Genomic DNA, 18,215 nt, shown 5'->3' with positions numbered 1-18,215 from the left:
GCATTGCAGCCTCCAACGCAAGTTAACATGCTGTAATGTAACACAAAAAAACGGACAAACGAAGCTAAATCACGCGATCACTTGGGAAATGTGGGATGAGAAGTTTGTCGTAGGCCATTCGATATCGAACGTTTCCGATCAACATTTCGACTTCTCGCGAATGTCTGCTCCACCAATCGATGGATCGGGATTTTGCCTTCGCGGCGAAAGTCCGGAAACCGCCCTTTGTATCGGGCACTATATCACAATGTTGGAGGCACCCCCTGCCCTGGCGAGCCCAAATTCAGAGTTCCAGACTTGCAACTGAGCATATTGTTCTGGCTGTACAAGTGAGCTTCGTTTTGCACCTGATTTACGCACCGGCCCAACAGATTTATTTTTGTGGCTGTCTTTGGCCGTTGCAAATATCATGGTATACGCACAACGAAACAACTCCACACCATGCAGTGTCGGCAGTCGTTTTGTCACCCACTGCCCGACGACATGTTCTGTATTGCAGGACGTTGGAGGAGTGTTGATGTGTGAAACCCGCCTAATCGCAAATTGGCAGCCGACTCGCTGACTGAGACGTTGGCCGTTTCTTCCTAACGTACCCTATTCCTCAAGTGCTACGGCGCATCGCATCGAGTATGCCGTCGAAGATCTTGGCTTTTTCAGATTCTGACAAATTTCGGGGATCGATCGTTTTCTTGATGCCAATGCTCTCCAATACCTCAAGACGCCGATCATCTGACATCGTACCGTAGTGGCGCTCAGTGGTTCTTTCGCTTTCGTGTCCCATGTTGAGCGACCACGCTTTGCGTTCTTCGTGAGTGAGCGAGCGTATATCGCGTTCCGCACCGATTGTGTGCTTGGCAGCATGTGGCGTGTACTTTGTATCGCTATGATGGCAGGCGATAGCGAACGCGTCGGTTACGGCTTGCGTCGTGGACATGACCGGAACCGTTGCAGCTTTGCGTTCATTCAAGCCAATGCGATGCTTCAAGTATTTGATGTCTGGAAAAAGAGCATCGTCTCCCGAAAACCCTAAACGTTGAAGAGTATCAACCCATCCGACAACGACATCTTCAAAAGCTTTGGGGATCTGGAACCAAAAGATTGCAAGGCTCTTGCCTGCTTTAGCGCGCACGACGCTGGCATCTTGCAAGATCCGCCTCCCTTGTATGTCAAAGTGTTTAATCTGAAGCGATACCAACGTGTCTGCCCTCAACGCGCCTAGAAAGGCCAAAGCAAAGAGTGCGCGAGCGCGTAAGTCGACCAGGGACTTGGATGGCATAGCGTTCAGGAGCTTTTCGGCCTCAAGAAGACTGGGGAATTTTCTCTGCTTAACTTGCGCAGATCGCGCCACGACTGCCTTTGGCAGTTTGAGATACCCTGCAAAATCTCGTGGCAAGCGTCTATAGCCATCCTGCTTCAACAGCCAATCGAAAAATGCGCCGAGATGCGAGACGGTATGCTTGATCGTCGACGCCGACATACTGTCTGTCGCCTTTACCGCTGCACGCCTTTTCAACTCGTCGCGCACCGCCGCAAAATCATTTTTCGTGAGCTTGGCAAAGGGCTTTCCCTCCAGATAATCCTCAAAAAACCGTATTGCCGCGAGGTGCTTATCAATCGTCTTCTCGCTGTAGCTGCCGGCGTAGGTTTGCCATTGATGGATGATCCTATCGTTGTTGGCGTGAAAAACTGGGACATCTTTTTCCTCGGACATCCAAATACCCCCACGAACTAAGGTATTTCCTTCGTGTAAGCAGTCCGTGGGAGTATTTGGATTGCGACAATCCTCGACCAAGTCTCGATCAGTCTCAGCTGATATCTTTTTGAGCTTAGAAGAGCACTTTGGGCACTCGGCAGAGTACATATGCTTACCGTTTTTTGCGACGCAATCTACGAACGTTTCGATCCGAGGAAACACGGCGGTCTGGCATATGCGGCACTGAAACTCTCCAGGGCGAAAATTGCTTTGTACCCGTTTACGTTTTTCTCTGTGGAACTCTTGAACTGCCGCACCTCGAAACAGATACGGCCTTTGGTGATCCGACGGCCTCAAGCCTTCTCCAACCCAGTTTGATACCGTATTTGCGGTGACTGAATATGCTGCGATCAACTGCTGGACAGAATACACTCTGTGCTTTTTGAGGGTAACGCCTTTGTAGGATCTGCTCATCAGGCACCATCCAGGGCTTGCATTTTCACCTCGAACCTAACCAGCTCGCTTAACTTCCAGCGCGATGTTCCAGGGCTCAATTTGATCCGCCGGGGAAAATCCGGATTGTTTGTGTGCCAACGCCACACAGTGGCTTTCGAGATATCAAAGCGCGCGGCGACCTGATGGGCTGACAAATATTGCTCGGCACAATGAGAACAGGGCGTAGGAGGCTGGATTCGAGAACATTGTCTCGGTTCAGAGCTCGTTGCGACAGCTTCGAACAGACTCAACTGCTCGACTTTTTGCCTGATAGACATGATTAGCCCAAACCACAGTCAAGTGATGGGCGATGGTTCGAGACTACAGACAGGGCACCATTCAAGTCCTGCAGGTGTATCGGGATTGGAAAACGCGTGGACATTAAATTACGTCGTTCGCGTTCGGGTCAACCCGGCAAGCCTCGGCCCACGCGTTCAAGTCCGCCCCACGGTAGATGACCTTCCTCCCGAGCTTGTAGAAGGCAGGGCCCATGTTTTTGTGACGCCACTGTGCGAGCTTGTCGCGGTCACCGATCAGATCAAGCTCGGGGTCGCCGAGGACGTAGTTCTTGGAATTATCGAAGATACTATCTGACATAATCGGGTTCCCTTGAGTTGCTTTGGGTACCCCGTGTTTGTGTTCGTCAGTTGGTTTCTGTGAAGTGGGCCAAAAGGGTCAAAAACCATCAGAGACTTTTGACCTTGGTTTTGACCTAGTTCTTCAGTCTTTTGATCGCCCTTTTGATCGTCGATTCAGAAACGGTAGCACCTAGGGTCGCTTCAATTTGGCGATGCATCTCCTTGAGAGGTACATTTGGAATCCCTGTCGGATAGATTTGTTGGATGGCCGAGACGATACCGTCAATTTTAGACGGCCTGCCTGTTTGAACCGGATTGTCTTTGCAAGCGAAGAACTCGGAAACGTAAGTTGGACATGACTTCGACCAACCAGCAAGATCGTCATCATCGATACAAAATGACCATCCAGGGAATTCATCGACAAATCTGTTCACATATTCTTTGTGGAATGCATCACTTGCCCAAGGTGGCACAGTATCGGGCACGACAAATTGTAGCCGTTCGAAAACATAGGGAAGCGTGTGAAAGCGAGCGCTTTCTATATTTATCTGACCTATGCCAACTTCGCTCGGTCTTGGGTAAGCGTTCGTCCATGCTTCAGGGTCGTCGTGGTATTGCTTCCAAGGCTTAAACCGAACTGAGCCAAATCGTTGCAGCAACTCTCCATTTAAGCCTGCCTCTTCTGGGTTCTCTGCAATACGAGTGCTCTCAAAAACAGACGCGTTCTTGTAGATGGAGTTGAATTGCCGATCTAAAGCCACATCCACTTTTGCTATTCGCTGCAAATCCTTTGCGACGACAACCCGGTAATCGAGAAAGGATTTAAGAAAAATTTGCTCACAGATATCCGCTGGAGAACCAACGTAAAAAGATCTTTTGGCTTGATCCCCTGCATAGTCATCGGCAGCATTGGTGTATATCTGAACAAAGTGCTTCGAAGTAAATTCCCGCCAAAGCTTGGCAAAGGACGTATACCCTATTGGACTAAACATCGATGAACTTCCCTTCACGTCCCGACACGAAACTTGACCATCTCACCATAAGCACGCGCCTCTTATCCAATAGGTCAGACCGCGCGTATGCCCTCTCGACATCCGATCCGACCCTATGAGCCAAGCACATCTCCGCTACTTCTCGCGGTGCGTTGGCGACTTCGGAGGCCCAGTCGCGGAACGTCGAGCGCAGCCCGTGCACCGTCGCGTCCCCATTCGTTACACGGCGCAGCAACATCAGCATCGACATATTGGACAAGGGCCTGTGCCGTTTCTGCCCTTCGAACACGAACTCCGAGTTCATCGCGCGTAACTCTTCTACAATCGACAGCATTTGAGGCGTCATCGGAACCCTATGCGCGGACCCAGTCTTCATGCGCTCCGCAGGACAAGTCCACACACCCATCTCAACATCCAACTCTTCCCAGCGCATCTCAAGCACCTCCGTCGTGCGGGATGCAGACAATGCGGTAAACATCAGTGCCTTTGCAGCCATGCCATCGCGCCCACTCAAAACCTCAAAGAGCCGAGGCATATCTTGCCAGCGAACTGCTTTGTGATGCTTTGGCTTCGCGGACACCCTCGGCAAAACCTGCGCGTCTTTGATTGCCGTCACCGGGTTCTCACCGGACCGAAACCCCTTCGAGCGTGCCACGTCCAACACAGTTTTAATCCGTTGAGACAACCTGCGGGCGGTTTCGTGCTTGTCGGTCCAGATTGGCGCCAAGCACATCAACACCTCCGGCTGGTCGATACTATCAATTGGCATGCGGCCAATTTTAGGAAACGCATAGTCGCGCAGTGTGTTGATCCACTGCTGCCCATGCTTGGGATTTTTCCAAGTTGGCAAGCGCTCGATATGGACTTGCTGCGCGACCTCCTCAAAGGTCGGGATTTCTCGGGTGGCAGCAAATCTCGGGTTCAGGCCCTGCTTGGCCATGCGGCGATATTCCAGCGCTCGGTCACGGGCCTGGTTGATCGTGACGATATCTGCCCCGCCCAAGCCAAAGTCGGTCCGCAAGGGCGCACCCTTCTTGTTCTTTTGACCTTTAACAACCACGCGAACAATCCAGCGCCGCGCACCGGACGGGTCAACAACCAGATACAACCCATTCCCGTCGCCATGCCGACCCGGTCCAAGGTTCTCTACCAACTTCTTCGTAAGCTTGCCGCCCAGCGCTGCCATCTATTAATACCACATTCTGTACCACTCAAGAAAAGCATACGAGCACTATCGAAAGAAATCGAGGGAAACCTGAAAGACGCCTAAACGCCAACAAAACAAAGCAAAAGGGCCGCCCAAGGCGACCCAATCAAAGCGATCAAAAATGTGTGGTGGCGGAGACGAAGGGATTCGAACCCTCGAGACCCTTCCGGGCCTACTCCCTTAGCAGGGGAGCGCCTTCGACCACTCGGCCACGTCTCCGCCGACCCGTCTAGTGAACTAGCGCCCTGTGTACAAGGCATTTTTCGACAAAACTGCCCCTAAAAGAGACGGTAAGTAAAACTGACCAATGTGCAGGACGGTGCAGACAGGGGCACACAGAATCACACAAAATACGCACAGTCCGTTCACGTTTTGTTTGGGCTCTATCAGGAATCAAATGTTTGATATGACTCTCGTTGCGCTTGAAGACATACAAAACTAGCGCAACCCGCTCCGATCATGGTGCGAAAAGGGCTTTACTGGTAGATCGCGGCCCTTAACTGCCCTTCGACAAGGGGGGATGCCGCAGTGCGGCTCACCAAACCGTCGGTTTGCGCGTCGTACGGCGTTTTCAAAGGTCGGAGGCAGGTTTTCTGACGAATTCGAACTTTGATGGATAACCTGCGAAGGTCACGCTTGAACAGGCACACAATCGGGGAGCACATGACAAGTAGCACATCTACAGCTCTGCAGGGCGCAATAAAGTGATAAGGAACTAGCGATCCAAACCTCATTTTATCCGTATCCTTGCGCCACAATTAAGCAAGATTTGACCTGTTCGATCTACCCATTTGCCAACATCGAAATAATCATGCAACATCAACGTGTTTCCGGAAAAGGACGAAAAAGTGACCAAAACATCGCTACGGATCACGAAGTTAACTCTATCGGACATCGGTCCTTTCCCTGCACTTAATCTTTCGTTTAGAAATGACGCCGGAATAAATTTGATATGTGGTGACAACGGGATTGGCAAAACAACTGTCCTTGAGGCGATAACCGCTTCATTTAGCTTAGGACGCACTCATCGCCTCAAGCGACGGCAATCAGCAGAGAGTGGATCATCGGCGTTAACCATCCAAAGCGACGGTTCAGAGCACATAATTCAAATTCAGGTAAATGAACTCGACCCCAAGCAAGGAGAGTTTCTTAATTATAGTCGTTCCGATGCTAAAAACCTTATTCACATAAGGGCTTCGCGTGACCTCACATACTTTCAGCAGAATACCATCTCCCGCGATCCAACGTTTGATGAAAAAAACTTCCGCCAGAAAGTGGCTAACGATTTATCACAAAATGAAATTAAAACTTGGTTAACTAACCGCTACCTGCTGGCTCCCCACGCGAATAAAAGTAGCTGGACGCCTCAAATGCTCGAAAACTTAGAAACAGCTAAACGATTTTTCTCAATACTTGATCCAGAAGTTGTACTAGATCAGGTGGATGTAACTAGCTTTGAAGTACTAGTCTCCACACCAAATGGCATTATACCATTTGAACTTTTATCATCGGGATTTCGGTCATCTTACTTCTTGCTTTTGAGCATATTGAAGGAACTCGAATTTAGAAATCTGAAAGTATCTGCTAGTGAGTTTTCTGGGGTGATACTAATTGATGAAATTGACTTACATCTTCATCCATCATGGCAGCAAGAGATTGGTCGCATACTTAGTTCTGCCTTTCCACATGCTCAGATAATTGTAACTACACATAGCCCACATGTGGTCCAGACCACTAACTCCAATGAAGTAATCTCATTGAGAAGGAACGAGGACGGTAGTGTCGAACGCAAATCGATCTCGACTGGTAAGTATGGCTTTAAGGGATGGACGATTGAAGAAATCTTAGAGGATGTAATGGGCGTTGAGAACACTAGGACACCCACATTTCGTGACGCCATGCACAATTTCGATACAGCTTTGGATATGGACGATTCGAAGGGCGTGAATCAAGCCTTAGCCGTGTTGAAAGAAATGCTGCACGAGCAAAGTCCACTCCGGAAACTATTGGAAATTCAATCCGCGCCATTCGCCTTTGATAGCAGTTTGGATGAGGCGACACGTGATTAAGTTGACGCGTGGTGTAAAGCCCGCCTACCTAACCGATGAAGTGGTTGAAGATTTGACTGCTCAATATCGGGCAACCGGAAATTCCGTCTGGAATCGGAAAGCGATTAAAAACCCACTGCTTGAAAGCTCTTTCAGCAAGTGCGCGTACTGTGAAGTCGACGTCAGCGAAGAGTCGAAATATATGGAAGTTGAACACTTCAGGCTCAAAGAGAGTTTTCCCGATTTGGTCGTAGATTGGGATAATCTTCTGCCGTCTTGCAAACGATGCAACGGACGAAAGGGTACCTACAACGTTGAGGTAGACGGAGAAATCATTAATCCGTATGATACACTTCCGTCGGCTCATATGTATTTTCAAAACTACCGATTGAGGTGGCGCGATGAAATGGGCCGTAGAACTATAATCGACGCGTTGTATCTGAATGATTCCGAAAGGCTCGTTAGTGTCCGAATGAAGGTGGGCGAAAGTGTTTGCTCAGCACTGGAAACCATCCGCAGTGATCTTGAAAGTTACCAACTAGGTGACGCGACCGCCAGAAAATGGGCGAAGATCGTTCGTGGTATCGAAAAGTTGCTTAAAGAAGCACAACCTGAATCTCCCTTCAGCGCGTTAGTTGCCACTGTACTTCTCGCCGACCCCGACTACATTTGGATTCGTGGAGAACTGTCCGCGTTTCCCGATTGGGAAGAGCTTGCATTACTGGAAGCTTCGGCACAAAATTTGGTCTTGGTACTGTAGGTTGATAGTATGCTTACACAGTCAAAACTGCGTTGTTTGCAAAACGTAGCGAAAGTCTGCTTCCCGTCCAGACGATACCTTATCCCACTGGAACCCAATTTGGGAATTCATTCCGGGCTATCGAAAGCGTCGGGTTAACTGGCAGACCCCAAAGATCGGCAAGTAACCGCCGTAAGCAACACTTACCTATTTTGTCATCACATCACTTATTAGCCTCTGTCCCATCCATTTGAAAACAGGGGCTAAAATGGCACTAAAACTTCAGAAACGTGGCAACACTCGGTTTTACTACGCCGTCGGAACTGTTGGCGGTCAAACCATTCGGAAGAGCCTGAAGACAGATAACCGCGCTATCGCTGAAGAGGCAAAGGCAGTTTTGGAGGCTAAACTCTACAAAGATCAGATTTACGGGCGAGGTCACCGGACCACCTTTGGAGATGCCGCCGCTTTGTACCTAAAACAAAGACCAAATGCTCGCTTCGTTGGTCCCATTGTTAAGCTCTTTGGGGATCAGTTAATCGCCAACATCCTTCCGATCCACATTCGCGAGGCTGCCGACACGCTCTTACCAAACGCGAAAGGGAGTACCAAGAACCGTCAGGTCATTGGCACGGCGCGCGCAATCATCAATCATGCAGCTCAGATGGGCCTTTGTGATCCGATAAAAGTACCCCACTTCCCTGTCGAAAAACCTCGACGTCGAGCAGTCGATCCGGATTGGATTTTGAAGTTTCGACGCGCTGCGAGAGACCGGGGTTTACCCCATTTAGCATCGCTTTGTCTTTTCATGTTTGAGACTGGTGCACGGATAAGCGAGGTAACTCGACTGAAGAGATCAGACATCGACCTTGAACGACGCAGTGCTGACCTCGGCACAACGAAAAACGGAGAAGATGGCATCGCGTTCTTTTCAGAAACACTGGCGCGAGAAATCTCCCATCTGAAGCCGAAACATGCACATCTATTTGGTTACAAGAATAAGAGCGGTGTCCATGGAATTTGGAAGTCCGTCTGCGAAGATGCGGAGATTGATTATGTGCCCCCACACCAAGCTGGCCGTCACAGCCTCGCGACAGCTTTGAACCGAATGGGGTGGAGTGCGAACGACATTGCTCAGGCCGGAAGATGGAAGAGCGTCCGACTGGTTCAGGAGACATATATCCACGCTGATCAGAAGGGTCGCGCAGCGGCAGATGCGATAAGCACACTAGTTTCACACACCCAAGCCGAATCGACTAAAAAATCAATTAAATCAGTTGATTAGGTGAAAATGGTGCTGTCTTAGCAGGGGAGCGCCTTCGACCACTCGGCCACGTCTCCGCCGACCCGTTTAGCGATAGCTTTAGGGGGCGGCAACCGAAAATGGCACCAAGCCGGAAATTCGGGTTCAAAGCCGCGTGTGAGGAACAACAATTGCGCATCCGCCGGATGGTATCAGAAAATTGTGCGCCTGATCGACATCGCAAAACCTGACGGTCCAGACAGTAAGCGCCCAGACTCGAAGCACCGGGCGCAGCACCACAGATCATAAGCGCCCGATCTTGGCCTCGGAAACCGACATGATCAAAAAATTCTTACCGCCCGACTACGCACAGATGTCCTCCCAATCCTCAAGGACGGTATCATACACAATGACGGCCATGGCACGAAAGGCTGCCCTGTGCGCAACCTACTTGCTGCCAGTCTGGCCGGGAAGTTAGGCCATGACGCTGTCGCCCGCAAATATATGGAACGCGCTGTTAGGGACGGAGGGCCAAACGTTGTGGAAGCGCTGTTGGCCGGGGAACTGAAGGTCCTGCGCACGCTGCGTTAACCCATTGATCCCGTCGACCCGTGCCATACGCTTTGCCGACAGGGTGCCGACGCTTCGCAGACACCGGATTTCGACCTCAAAGCCCTTGTTAATCTGACGCCCAGCGCCCGACTCGCAAGCCCTAAAAAACCATGCCCTACTTGTTAAACAAGAAGTGCAAAACGTCGCCGTCTTTGACCGTGTAGCCCTTGCCCTCGGCGCGCATCTTGCCCGCTTCCTTCGCGGGCTGTTCACCACCCAAGCTGACGAAATCATCATAGGCAATCGTCTCGGCGCGGATGAAGCCCTTTTCGAAATCCCCGTGAATAACCCCCGCCGCCTGAGGCGCCTGCGTGCCGTGCTTGATCGTCCAAGCCCGTGCTTCTTTAGGCCCAACGGTGAAGTAGGTTTCCAGATGCAGCAACTCGTATCCGGCGCGGATCAGGCGATCCAGCCCCGCTTCTTCCAGCCCCATTTCGGTCAAGAACATCTCGGCCTCATCGGCTTCCAGCTGGGAAATCTCCTCCTCGATCTGGGCCGAGATCACCACGGATGCCGCCCCCTGCTCCGCCGCCATGGCAGCAACCCGCTCGGAGAATTCATTGCCCGACGCGGACGATCCTTCGTCCACATTGCATACATACAAAATCGGCTTAGCCGTAAGTAATTGCAGCATTTTCCACTGCTTGATATCGTCGGCATCAACCTCAACAGTCCGCGCAGGTTTGCCGTTTTCCAGCGCCTCCATGGCGGCCTTCATCAGGCGTTCCTGCTGCACCGCTTCTTTGTCGCCGCCACGCACCTTACGCACGATATTGACCAAACGTTTCTCGATGCTTTCCATGTCGGCCAGCATCAATTCAGTCTCGATAACTTCGGCATCTGCCACCGGATCCACGCGGCCTTCCACATGGGTCACGTCGCCGTCTTCAAAGCAGCGCAGCACATGGGCAATCGCGTCGGTCTCGCGGATGTTGGCCAAAAACTGGTTGCCCAAACCCTCGCCCTTGGACGCACCCTTCACCAGCCCGGCGATGTCCACGAAGGTCATGCGGGTCGGGATGATCGCTTTGGAGCCTGCGATTTCCGCCAAAGTATCCAGCCGAGCATCCGGCACGGCGACCTCGCCTACATTGGGCTCAATCGTACAGAACGGAAAGTTGGCCGCTTGCGCCGCCGCCGTGCGGGTCAACGCGTTGAACAGCGTGGACTTACCAACGTTCGGCAGCCCGACAATACCCATCTTGAAACCCATGACACTCTCCTAGCTCCGGTTCGCGCGCATGTAGGGGCCGGGCGCGGGGCGGGTCAAGCATATATGGCTGTTAGCCGGTGATCGGTCGCGTCCTGCCCGCCACGCGGATCGCTGCGCCTTTGCCCGACTGCGCCGCCACATGCAGGCGGCTTGGCACGCCCATGTCGACGCCTTGCAGCACCTCGTAAGGCTGGGTCACCCCATAGGCATCCCGCAGATACCCCGCGACTGCCGAGGCCGAGGCACCGGTCGCCGGATCCTCATAGACCCCGTGGCCCGCGAACGGGTTGCGGGCGTGCATCAGGTCAGCACGCTCGAACCAGAACAATGGCAATGTGATAAAGCCGTTGGCCCGCATGAACGCCGCCCCTTCGGCTTGGTCATAGGCCATGCTGCGCAGGTCTTCGTGTCGCGCCAAAGGAAGCGCTAGGAACTTGGCCTCGCCGGCAAAGGCTATTGCTGGACGATAGGTGTCGCTGAGCACGCTTCGGTCCCAGCCGAACAATGCCAGCGCCTCTTGGACCATCTTGTCGGTCGCGTCCTCATACGATGTCGGTGGCGACACCAAGGCGATTTCACCAGTTGCAGAGGCCGTCACCGAAATGTCTCCGTCATTCAGGCTAAGCCGGTACTCCCCCGCCCCATGCGCCTCGCCCAAGGCCGCGCCCAGTGCGATCGTCGCGTGGCCGCAAAACGACACTTCGGCTTCTGGCGCGAAGTAGCGCGTCCGCCATGCCTCGCCATCAGGGGCGGAAAACACCGTTTCGGAATAGCCGACTTCGGCGGCGACACGCTGCATGTCTGCCTCGGGTGGAAGCGTGTCCAGCAGCAGCACTCCGGCAGGATTGCCACCTGCGCCAGCTTCGGAAAAGGCGGCCAGTCTTTGCACGTTCATCACAAGTCCTCCGGTTGGGGTGGCTCCTAGCAAGCATCTTCTGCCCACCTTATACAAACGCCGATTTGTGATTGGCCCCATTCCTATGCAGAATAAATCCCCTCTCCCCGTTGATTTCCCCCTGCATCATGGTGCAAACCGCTTGCAGCTATAAGTCAGGGGACGGCACATGACACGCATCGACGACACATTCGCGCGGCTGAAGGACGAGGGCAAAAAGGCATTTGTCACCTATGTGATGGCAGGCGACCCCGATGCTGCGCGCGCGCTGTCGATCGTCAAGGGCCTGCCCGCCGCAGGTGTCGATATTATCGAGCTTGGCATGCCCTTCACCGACCCCATGGCCGATGGTGAAACGATCCAACTGGCAGGCCAACGCGCGCTTGAGTCTGGCATGACGCTGGAGAAATTCCTGCAATTCGTCCGTGACTTCCGTGCCGGGGACGACACTACTCCGATTGTGATGATGGGTTACTATAACCCGATCTATTCGCGTGGCGTGGATCGCTTTATTGCAGAGGCCAAAGAGGCCGGCATCGACGGCATGATCATCGTGGACCTGCCCCCCGAGGAAGACGAGGAGTTGTGCATCCCCGCCCAAGCGGCAGGTCTGAACTTCATCCGATTGGCCACTCCGACGACTGATGCCAAGCGCCTACCCAAGGTGCTGCAAAACACCTCCGGCTTCGTCTATTACGTCTCGATCACCGGCATCACAGGAACTGCCGAGGCCAGCGCTGTAGACGTCGCCCCCGAGGTTGCGCGTATCAAGGAAAGCACCGATCTTCCGATTATTGTCGGCTTTGGCGTCAAGACCCCGGAAACCGCCGAAGCGGTGGCGGGCGTCGCCGACGGAACCGTTGTAGGCTCCGCAATCGTGCAGAAGATCGCCGACGGGCAAAGCACCGAAGATGTGCTGGCCTTCGTGAAGTCACTGGCCGACGGCGCGCATCGGGCTTAGCATCGCCGTAAGGAACTCTTCACCACTGCCACTCGTTGTCTTGCAAATGACCTTTGTAGGAGAACGAACTCATGGCCGACGCGCTGAAGACAATCAATCCGACCACTGGCGAGCAAATCCAGAGCTACCCGCTGATGACGGACGCACAATACACCGACGCCATCAAGGCATGTCATGCTGCGTTCGAGGACTGGCGTCATGTTCCCGCCAAGGAGCGCGCCACGACCATCAAGAAGATCGGTGAGGCCCTGCGCAACAACGCCGACAAGCTTGCCAAGCTGATGACCGAGGAGATGGGCAAACTGCTGTCGCAAAGCCAGCAGGAAGTCGAGCTTTGCGCCGCGATTTGCGACTGGACTGCGCAAAACGGGCCGGACGAGCTGGCCTCCGAAGAACGTGATCTGGGCGACACCGGCACGGGCCACATCGTTTATTCCCCCATTGGTGTGATTTACGGCATCCAGCCATGGAACTACCCCGCCTATCAGGTCATCCGCTATTCCATCGCCAACCTGATGGCGGGCAACGGAGTGCTGCTCAAACACGCGGAATCCGTGACCGGCACCGGACAGCTTCTGGGTGAAATTTACCGCGAGGCAGGCTTGCCGGAACATTTGTTCACCGTGCTGACCATCAGCCACGACCAGTCTGACAAAGTGATCGAAAATGACCTTGTGCGTGGCGTGACTCTGACCGGCAGCCCCGCAGCTGGCGAGCATGTTGGCGGACGCGCCGCCAAGGCGTTGAAGAAAACCGTGTTGGAGCTAGGCTCCAACGACGCCTACATCGTGCTGGAAGACGCCGATCTGGAAAAGGCGGTCTCGGCCTGCATCAAGGGCCGCATCTACAATAATGGCGAGACCTGCATCGCCGCCAAACGTTTCGTGGTGGTGGACGCCATCTACGAGCAGTTCCGTGACGCCTTCGTCACCGCTATGAAGAATATCAAGCACGGCGACCCGACCTCGGAGGAGGCCGATCTCGGTCCCATGGCGCGCAAAGACCTGCGCGACGACCTACATGAACAGGTGACCAAGAGCATTGCGAATGGCGCAAAACTTCTGTGCGGTGGGAAGGTGCCGGACGGCGAGGGCTATTACTACCCCGCCACGGTGCTGGAGAACGTCACCAGCGGCCAACCCGCCTATGACGACGAGTTGTTCGGCCCCGTCGCCGCGCTGATCCGTGCCAAGGATCAGGACGACGCGCTGCGCATCGCCAATGACAGCCGCTTCGGTCTCGGCGGCGCGATATTCTCGAAGGACGAGGACAATGCCAAAGACCTCGCCGCTGCGCATTTCGACACCGGCATGGTGTTCATCAACGCTTTCGGCCTTGCCCATCCGATGATGCCTTTCGGTGGGGTGAAGCGCTCCGGTTATGGCCGCGAGCATGGCGGCTTCGGCATGAAGGAATTCGTCAACGTGAAGGCGATCACCGTTGCTGGTTGAAAAGCAATCGGAGCCCAAATCGCCGCATTGACTCGAAACCGTCCAAATTGGTAACAACACTTAACCAATTTGGACGGTAAGGGCTGAAAAATGGCTAAGATCACTGAAATCGAAGATTTGAAGCGCATCTACAAGCGGCGCACGCCAAAGATGTTCTATGATTATTGCGAAAGCGGCAGCTGGACCGAGCAGACCTTCCGTGAAAATTCCTCCGACTTCGATCTGATCAAACTGCGCCAGCGGGTGGCCGTCGACATGACGGGCCGCAGCACCGCCAGCAAGATGATCGGGCAGGACGTTGCAATGCCAGTGGCGCTTGCCCCCGTCGGGTCCACCGGTATGCAGCATGCCGACGGCGAGATACTCGCCGCCAAGGCCGCCGAGAAATTCGGTGTGCCGTTCACCCTGTCCACCATGTCGGTCTGCTCGCTCGAAGATGTGGCAGAGAACACGACCAAGCCGTTCTGGTTCCAGCTCTACGTGATGCGCGACCGCGAGTTCACCAAACGCGCCATCCAGCGGGCCAAGGACGCCGGATGCTCGGCCTTGGTGCTGACGCTGGACCTGCAAATTCTGGGGCAGCGCCACAAAGACATCAAAAACGGCCTGACGGTGCCGATCAAGCTGTCGCCATTTACGTTGCTGGATCTCGCCACGAAATGGCGGTGGGGCTTGCAGATGCTACAAACCAAGCGCCGCAGCTTCGGCAACATCATCGGCCATATCGACGGCATCAGCGACATGAGTTCCCTGTCCGTCTGGGCCGCGGAAAGCTTCGATCCGCAATTGGATTGGGACTACGTAAAAGAGATCAAAGAACTGTGGGGCGGCCCGCTTATCCTGAAAGGCATTCTGGACGCCGACGACGCGAAGATGGCGTTGAACGTGGGTGCCGACGCGATCGTGGTCTCGAACCATGGCGGGCGGCAGTTGGACGGCGCGATGTCCTCGATCAAGGCGTTGCCGTCGATCATGGACGCGGTGGGAGACAAGATCGAGGTGCATCTGGACAGCGGTATCCGCTCCGGCCAAGACGTGTTGAAGGCCTTGGCCATGGGCGCAACAGGCACCTATATCGGGCGCGCGTTTGTCTATGGCTTGGGTGCAATAGGTCAGCACGGGGTGGAGGAAGCCTTGCGCGTCATTCACAAGGAACTCGACGTCACAATGGCCCTATGCGGCGAGAAAAAGGTGCAAGACCTTGGCAAGCACAACCTGCTGGTGCCGCGCGGCTTCTACGGCGACTGGGCCTAAATCGGGGCTTAGGCGCCGCGTTTACGCAGCGCAAAGACCAGCGGCAGAAGCAACAACAGCAGCAACGCGACCGCCGCGAAGGCGGCGCGCAAGCCGTAGCCTTCGGACACGAAGCCCATGATGGTGGGCGCGGCAAAGAAGCCCAAGAACCCCAGCACCGCAGTGCGCGAGATCGCGACCGTGCGCAGCTTGGCCGGAACCAAGCGACCCACCAAAGCGAGGCCAAGCGGGCCGATCACCGATATGCCCAAGCCCATCGTGCCAAAGCCCAGATAGGCGACCAATGGCACAGGGGCGATCACCACCAGAACCGTGCCTGCCACCGCCAGCATCGTGGCCCATAAAATCACGCTGGTGTCGCTCAGCCGTTCGCTGACGGCCTGTCCCCCAAAGCGACCCACGGCCATGGTCAGCCCCAGCATCGTCGGCCCCAACGCGCCCTCTGCGGCGCCCCCGCCCAATGTGCGTTCGACATGCAAGGCGGACCACGTCTCGACTGCGGCCTCGGACATGAAGGCAATCAGCACCACCGCGCCGCACAAGATCACAATGCCCCACGGCAATGATGCGGGTGTGGTGTCGTCAGACGTTGCTGCGGGCTCCATCCGAAGCCTGCGCACGAGCAGCAACACACCAAGCGCCAACACTGCGAACAAAAGTCCGGGCTGCACTGCTGCCTCTCGCGCCAGTCCTGTGGCGAACGCGCCGACGGCATAGGCCAGCGAAAACGACCCATGGTTGGCGTTCATCAAGGATCGCCCCGATTGTGCCTCCAGATCGGACACGCGGGCGTTCATGATCACGTCGGTCAGGCCGGAGGCCAGCCCGCAGGCAAACATCGCCAGAAAAAAGCCCGTCGGACTGGTCACAACCCCCGGCAACAGGAACGCGACGGCCAGCGCAAGGGCGCTCACTGCCATGGACCAGCGCCCCAACCAACGGTCAACGACAGGCGCGAACCACATCGTCGTCGCCAAGCCACAGGCGGTGCCCAATAGCAGTAGGCCGAACAGGGCATCCCCCGCGCCCACACGCTCTTTCAGAAGCGGCACGAAGGCGGCGAAGCTGCCCCAGTATAGGCCCAGAATGGCGAAGGCCAAAGCGGGGATGTGTGACAGGCGCAGAGCGTTCAATACGGACATGGCTACAGCGCTAGCGTCACCTCGGGTGACTCGCAATCCGAAACCTCAGGAAACCCCTTTCCAAGCAGGCGATTCCCTCCTATACGGCACTCTTCACGCGGCCCGACACCCTTGGAGGCAGCCGCACTAACTTTGAAAAGGAATATAGTCATGGCTGGTAAGATCCCTGATCTTGAAGTCGAGGCACGCGCGGGGACGGGCAAGGGGGCCGCTCGCGCAGCACGCCGTAACGGCATGGTGCCAGGTATCGTGTATGGTGGCGGTCAAGATCCGCAACCCATCCAGATCCCGTTCAACTCGCTGTTGAAGCAACTGCGCGCAGGCCGTTACATGTCGACGCTGCAAAACATGAAAATCGAAGGGCACGACGACGTCCGCGTCATCTGCCGGAATGTGCAGCGCGATCTGGTCAAAGACCTGCCGACGCATATCGACTTCATGCGTCTGAACCGCACCACCAAAATCAACCTGTTCATTCACGTTGATGTTGTGGGCGAAGACGTCTCTCCCGGTCTGAAAAAAGGCGGCACGCTGACGCTGGTGCGTCCGGAAGTTGAACTAATGGTCACCGCGGGCGATATCCCGGATAGCATCACGATCGACGTCTCCGAGGCCGAAGTTGGCGACAACATCACCATCTCCTCGGTGAAACTGCCTGACGGTGCAAAAGCCACCATCGACCGCGACTTCGTGATCGCGACGCTGTCCGCTCCATCCAGCCTGAAATCCGCTGGTGAAGATGAGGACGAGGATGGCGAAGACGGTGAAAGCGCCGAAGTGCCAACAGTTGACGAGACGACAGAAGAGTAATCTTCTCCCGCTTCAAGCAACAATCTTAGAACGCGCGACCTTCACGGGGCGCGCGTTTTTCGTTTTACGTCATGTTCTTGGGTGACTCGGTTTTGGTGGTGTTCACCGACCCAAGCCCAAAACGTAATTTGCACAAAGTATAGGGAATGTCTGCTTTGAGCCCAAAGTGGCTGATGCTGCGGTCTGCCTAAATGTCTGTTTTTTGCACCTCGCTACCACTTGGCTGGCTATACCTGCGCGATGCCGCGCCATACGAGATCGAACACGCAGTCCAATTCGTGCTTTTCCATTTGCACCCCCGCGATAGAGGCCCGGCGGGCGAGTGTGATGGCAGGAGATGCGAGAATGATCTCAAGGGTTTTTACGGGCGCATGGACCAGCACTTTGCTGTCTATGCCTGCTTGGATCTCGGCAAGAACTTCACTTTCCATTTGTTTCAGCACCAAATCGCCCTGAAAGGCTTCGCGGATTTCGGCTGAAATCATTTCAGCAAAGAGGAAATCTTTGGGTGCTGCGAAGCCATACTCCACAAGCGCAAACCACATCGCGCTTAACCGCGCGGCAGTCCCGTCCTTACCGCGCGCCGCTGCCATCATAGCATCGTGGATATCTGTTTTGACCTGTTTAAAAACCCAGAACAGCAAGTCGTCCTTCGTTTCATGGTAGCGGTAAAGCGTTCCGACAGACAGGTTCGCCCGCTTTGCGATCTTATTGACCGAGACAGCAGTTGAGCCAACTTCGGCGACCTCCCCAATTGTGGCCGCGCGTATGACCTTTGGTTTGTCGCCGGATTTCGTGCGCGCCAAGTCGCTCTCCTTAGCCGATGGATTCCCAGCCAGTTTAGCCGCATCCCATGGAGATTGACAATGAGCATATGCTCAT

Annotated in this window: 15 protein-coding genes and 1 tRNA gene; 7 read left to right on the top strand and 9 right to left on the bottom strand. The window is 54.6% G+C overall.

The window, feature by feature from the left end; genetic code table 11:
• Nucleotides 1-601 precede the first annotated feature (601 nt).
• The 5 genes from BUB72_RS15245 to BUB72_RS15220 form a co-directional block, all read right to left on the bottom strand.
• Complete coding sequence (locus tag BUB72_RS15245; protein ID WP_073145468.1) at nucleotides 602-1,711, bottom strand: tyrosine-type recombinase/integrase; 1,110 nt, start codon at nucleotides 1,709-1,711, stop codon at nucleotides 602-604.
• Nucleotides 1,712-2,569: 858 nt separating this feature from the next.
• Nucleotides 2,570-2,785: a MerR family transcriptional regulator gene (locus BUB72_RS15235; RefSeq protein ID WP_073145466.1), complete on the bottom strand. Its 216-nt coding sequence runs from the start codon at nucleotides 2,783-2,785 to the stop codon at nucleotides 2,570-2,572.
• Nucleotides 2,786-2,900: 115 nt separating this feature from the next.
• Nucleotides 2,901-3,758, bottom strand: coding sequence for a hypothetical protein (locus BUB72_RS15230; protein WP_073145463.1), 858 nt, complete (start codon nucleotides 3,756-3,758; stop codon nucleotides 2,901-2,903).
• Nucleotides 3,751-4,944, bottom strand: coding sequence for a tyrosine-type recombinase/integrase (locus BUB72_RS15225; RefSeq protein WP_073145461.1), 1,194 nt, complete (start codon nucleotides 4,942-4,944; stop codon nucleotides 3,751-3,753). The genes BUB72_RS15230 and BUB72_RS15225 overlap by 8 nt, the downstream gene beginning before the upstream one ends.
• 150 nt (nucleotides 4,945-5,094) lie before the next feature.
• A tRNA-Ser gene (locus BUB72_RS15220) sits at nucleotides 5,095-5,184 on the bottom strand.
• 605 nt (nucleotides 5,185-5,789) lie between these two features.
• On the opposite strand from BUB72_RS15220, the gene BUB72_RS15215 reads away from it, so the two are divergent.
• The 3 genes from BUB72_RS15215 (at nucleotide 5,790) to BUB72_RS15205 (ending at nucleotide 9,037) form a co-directional block, all read left to right on the top strand.
• Nucleotides 5,790-7,034, top strand: coding sequence for an AAA family ATPase (locus BUB72_RS15215; protein ID WP_073145459.1), 1,245 nt, complete (start codon nucleotides 5,790-5,792; stop codon nucleotides 7,032-7,034).
• Nucleotides 7,027-7,773, top strand: a complete 747-nt coding sequence (locus BUB72_RS18660) for an HNH endonuclease family protein (RefSeq protein ID WP_073145508.1) — start codon at nucleotides 7,027-7,029, stop codon at nucleotides 7,771-7,773. The genes BUB72_RS15215 and BUB72_RS18660 overlap by 8 nt, the downstream gene beginning before the upstream one ends.
• A gap of 247 nt (nucleotides 7,774-8,020) precedes the next feature.
• Nucleotides 8,021-9,037 (top strand): tyrosine-type recombinase/integrase, encoded by a 1,017-nt coding sequence (locus tag BUB72_RS15205; protein WP_073145457.1) that lies wholly within the window; start codon nucleotides 8,021-8,023, stop codon nucleotides 9,035-9,037.
• A 685-nt stretch (nucleotides 9,038-9,722) separates the two neighbouring features.
• Here the strand turns inward: BUB72_RS15205 and ychF are convergent.
• Together ychF and BUB72_RS15195 are read right to left on the bottom strand one after the other, a co-directional pair.
• A complete protein-coding gene (gene ychF, locus BUB72_RS15200) occupies nucleotides 9,723-10,820 on the bottom strand; it encodes a redox-regulated ATPase YchF (protein WP_073145454.1) in 1,098 nt (365 codons plus the stop codon).
• Nucleotides 10,821-10,890: 70 nt separating this feature from the next.
• A complete protein-coding gene (locus tag BUB72_RS15195; RefSeq protein ID WP_073145452.1) occupies nucleotides 10,891-11,715 on the bottom strand; it encodes a PhzF family phenazine biosynthesis protein in 825 nt (274 codons plus the stop codon).
• 169 nt (nucleotides 11,716-11,884) lie between these two features.
• On the opposite strand from BUB72_RS15195, the gene trpA reads away from it, so the two are divergent.
• From trpA to BUB72_RS15180, 3 genes are all read left to right on the top strand, one after another.
• The gene (gene trpA, locus BUB72_RS15190; protein ID WP_073145450.1) at nucleotides 11,885-12,676 is read left to right on the top strand and encodes a tryptophan synthase subunit alpha; all 792 of its coding nucleotides are present in this window, start codon (nucleotides 11,885-11,887) and stop codon (nucleotides 12,674-12,676) included.
• A gap of 71 nt (nucleotides 12,677-12,747) precedes the next feature.
• Nucleotides 12,748-14,127, top strand: coding sequence for an NAD-dependent succinate-semialdehyde dehydrogenase (locus BUB72_RS15185; protein ID WP_073145447.1), 1,380 nt, complete (start codon nucleotides 12,748-12,750; stop codon nucleotides 14,125-14,127).
• Between the two features lie 90 nt (nucleotides 14,128-14,217).
• Complete coding sequence (locus BUB72_RS15180) at nucleotides 14,218-15,381, top strand: alpha-hydroxy acid oxidase (RefSeq protein WP_073145444.1); 1,164 nt, start codon at nucleotides 14,218-14,220, stop codon at nucleotides 15,379-15,381.
• 8 nt (nucleotides 15,382-15,389) lie between these two features.
• Here the strand turns inward: BUB72_RS15180 and BUB72_RS15175 are convergent, their stop codons facing one another.
• Nucleotides 15,390-16,523, bottom strand: coding sequence for an MFS transporter (locus tag BUB72_RS15175; protein WP_073145442.1), 1,134 nt, complete (start codon nucleotides 16,521-16,523; stop codon nucleotides 15,390-15,392).
• A gap of 150 nt (nucleotides 16,524-16,673) precedes the next feature.
• Between BUB72_RS15175 and BUB72_RS15170 the strand changes: the two genes are divergently transcribed.
• Complete coding sequence (locus tag BUB72_RS15170; RefSeq protein WP_073145440.1) at nucleotides 16,674-17,333, top strand: 50S ribosomal protein L25/general stress protein Ctc; 660 nt, start codon at nucleotides 16,674-16,676, stop codon at nucleotides 17,331-17,333.
• 227 nt (nucleotides 17,334-17,560) lie between these two features.
• Here the strand turns inward: BUB72_RS15170 and BUB72_RS15165 are convergent, their stop codons facing one another.
• Nucleotides 17,561-18,139 (bottom strand): TetR/AcrR family transcriptional regulator, encoded by a 579-nt coding sequence (locus BUB72_RS15165; protein ID WP_073145437.1) that lies wholly within the window; start codon nucleotides 18,137-18,139, stop codon nucleotides 17,561-17,563.
• Between the last annotated feature and the right edge of the window lie 76 nt (nucleotides 18,140-18,215).

This window comes from Litoreibacter ascidiaceicola (genome assembly GCF_900129235.1).
In the GTDB taxonomy this organism is placed as follows: domain Bacteria; phylum Pseudomonadota; class Alphaproteobacteria; order Rhodobacterales; family Rhodobacteraceae; genus Litoreibacter; species Litoreibacter ascidiaceicola.
The sequence above is the reverse complement of the archived record's forward strand: the minus strand, read 5'-3'. Positions and strand labels throughout refer to the sequence as shown.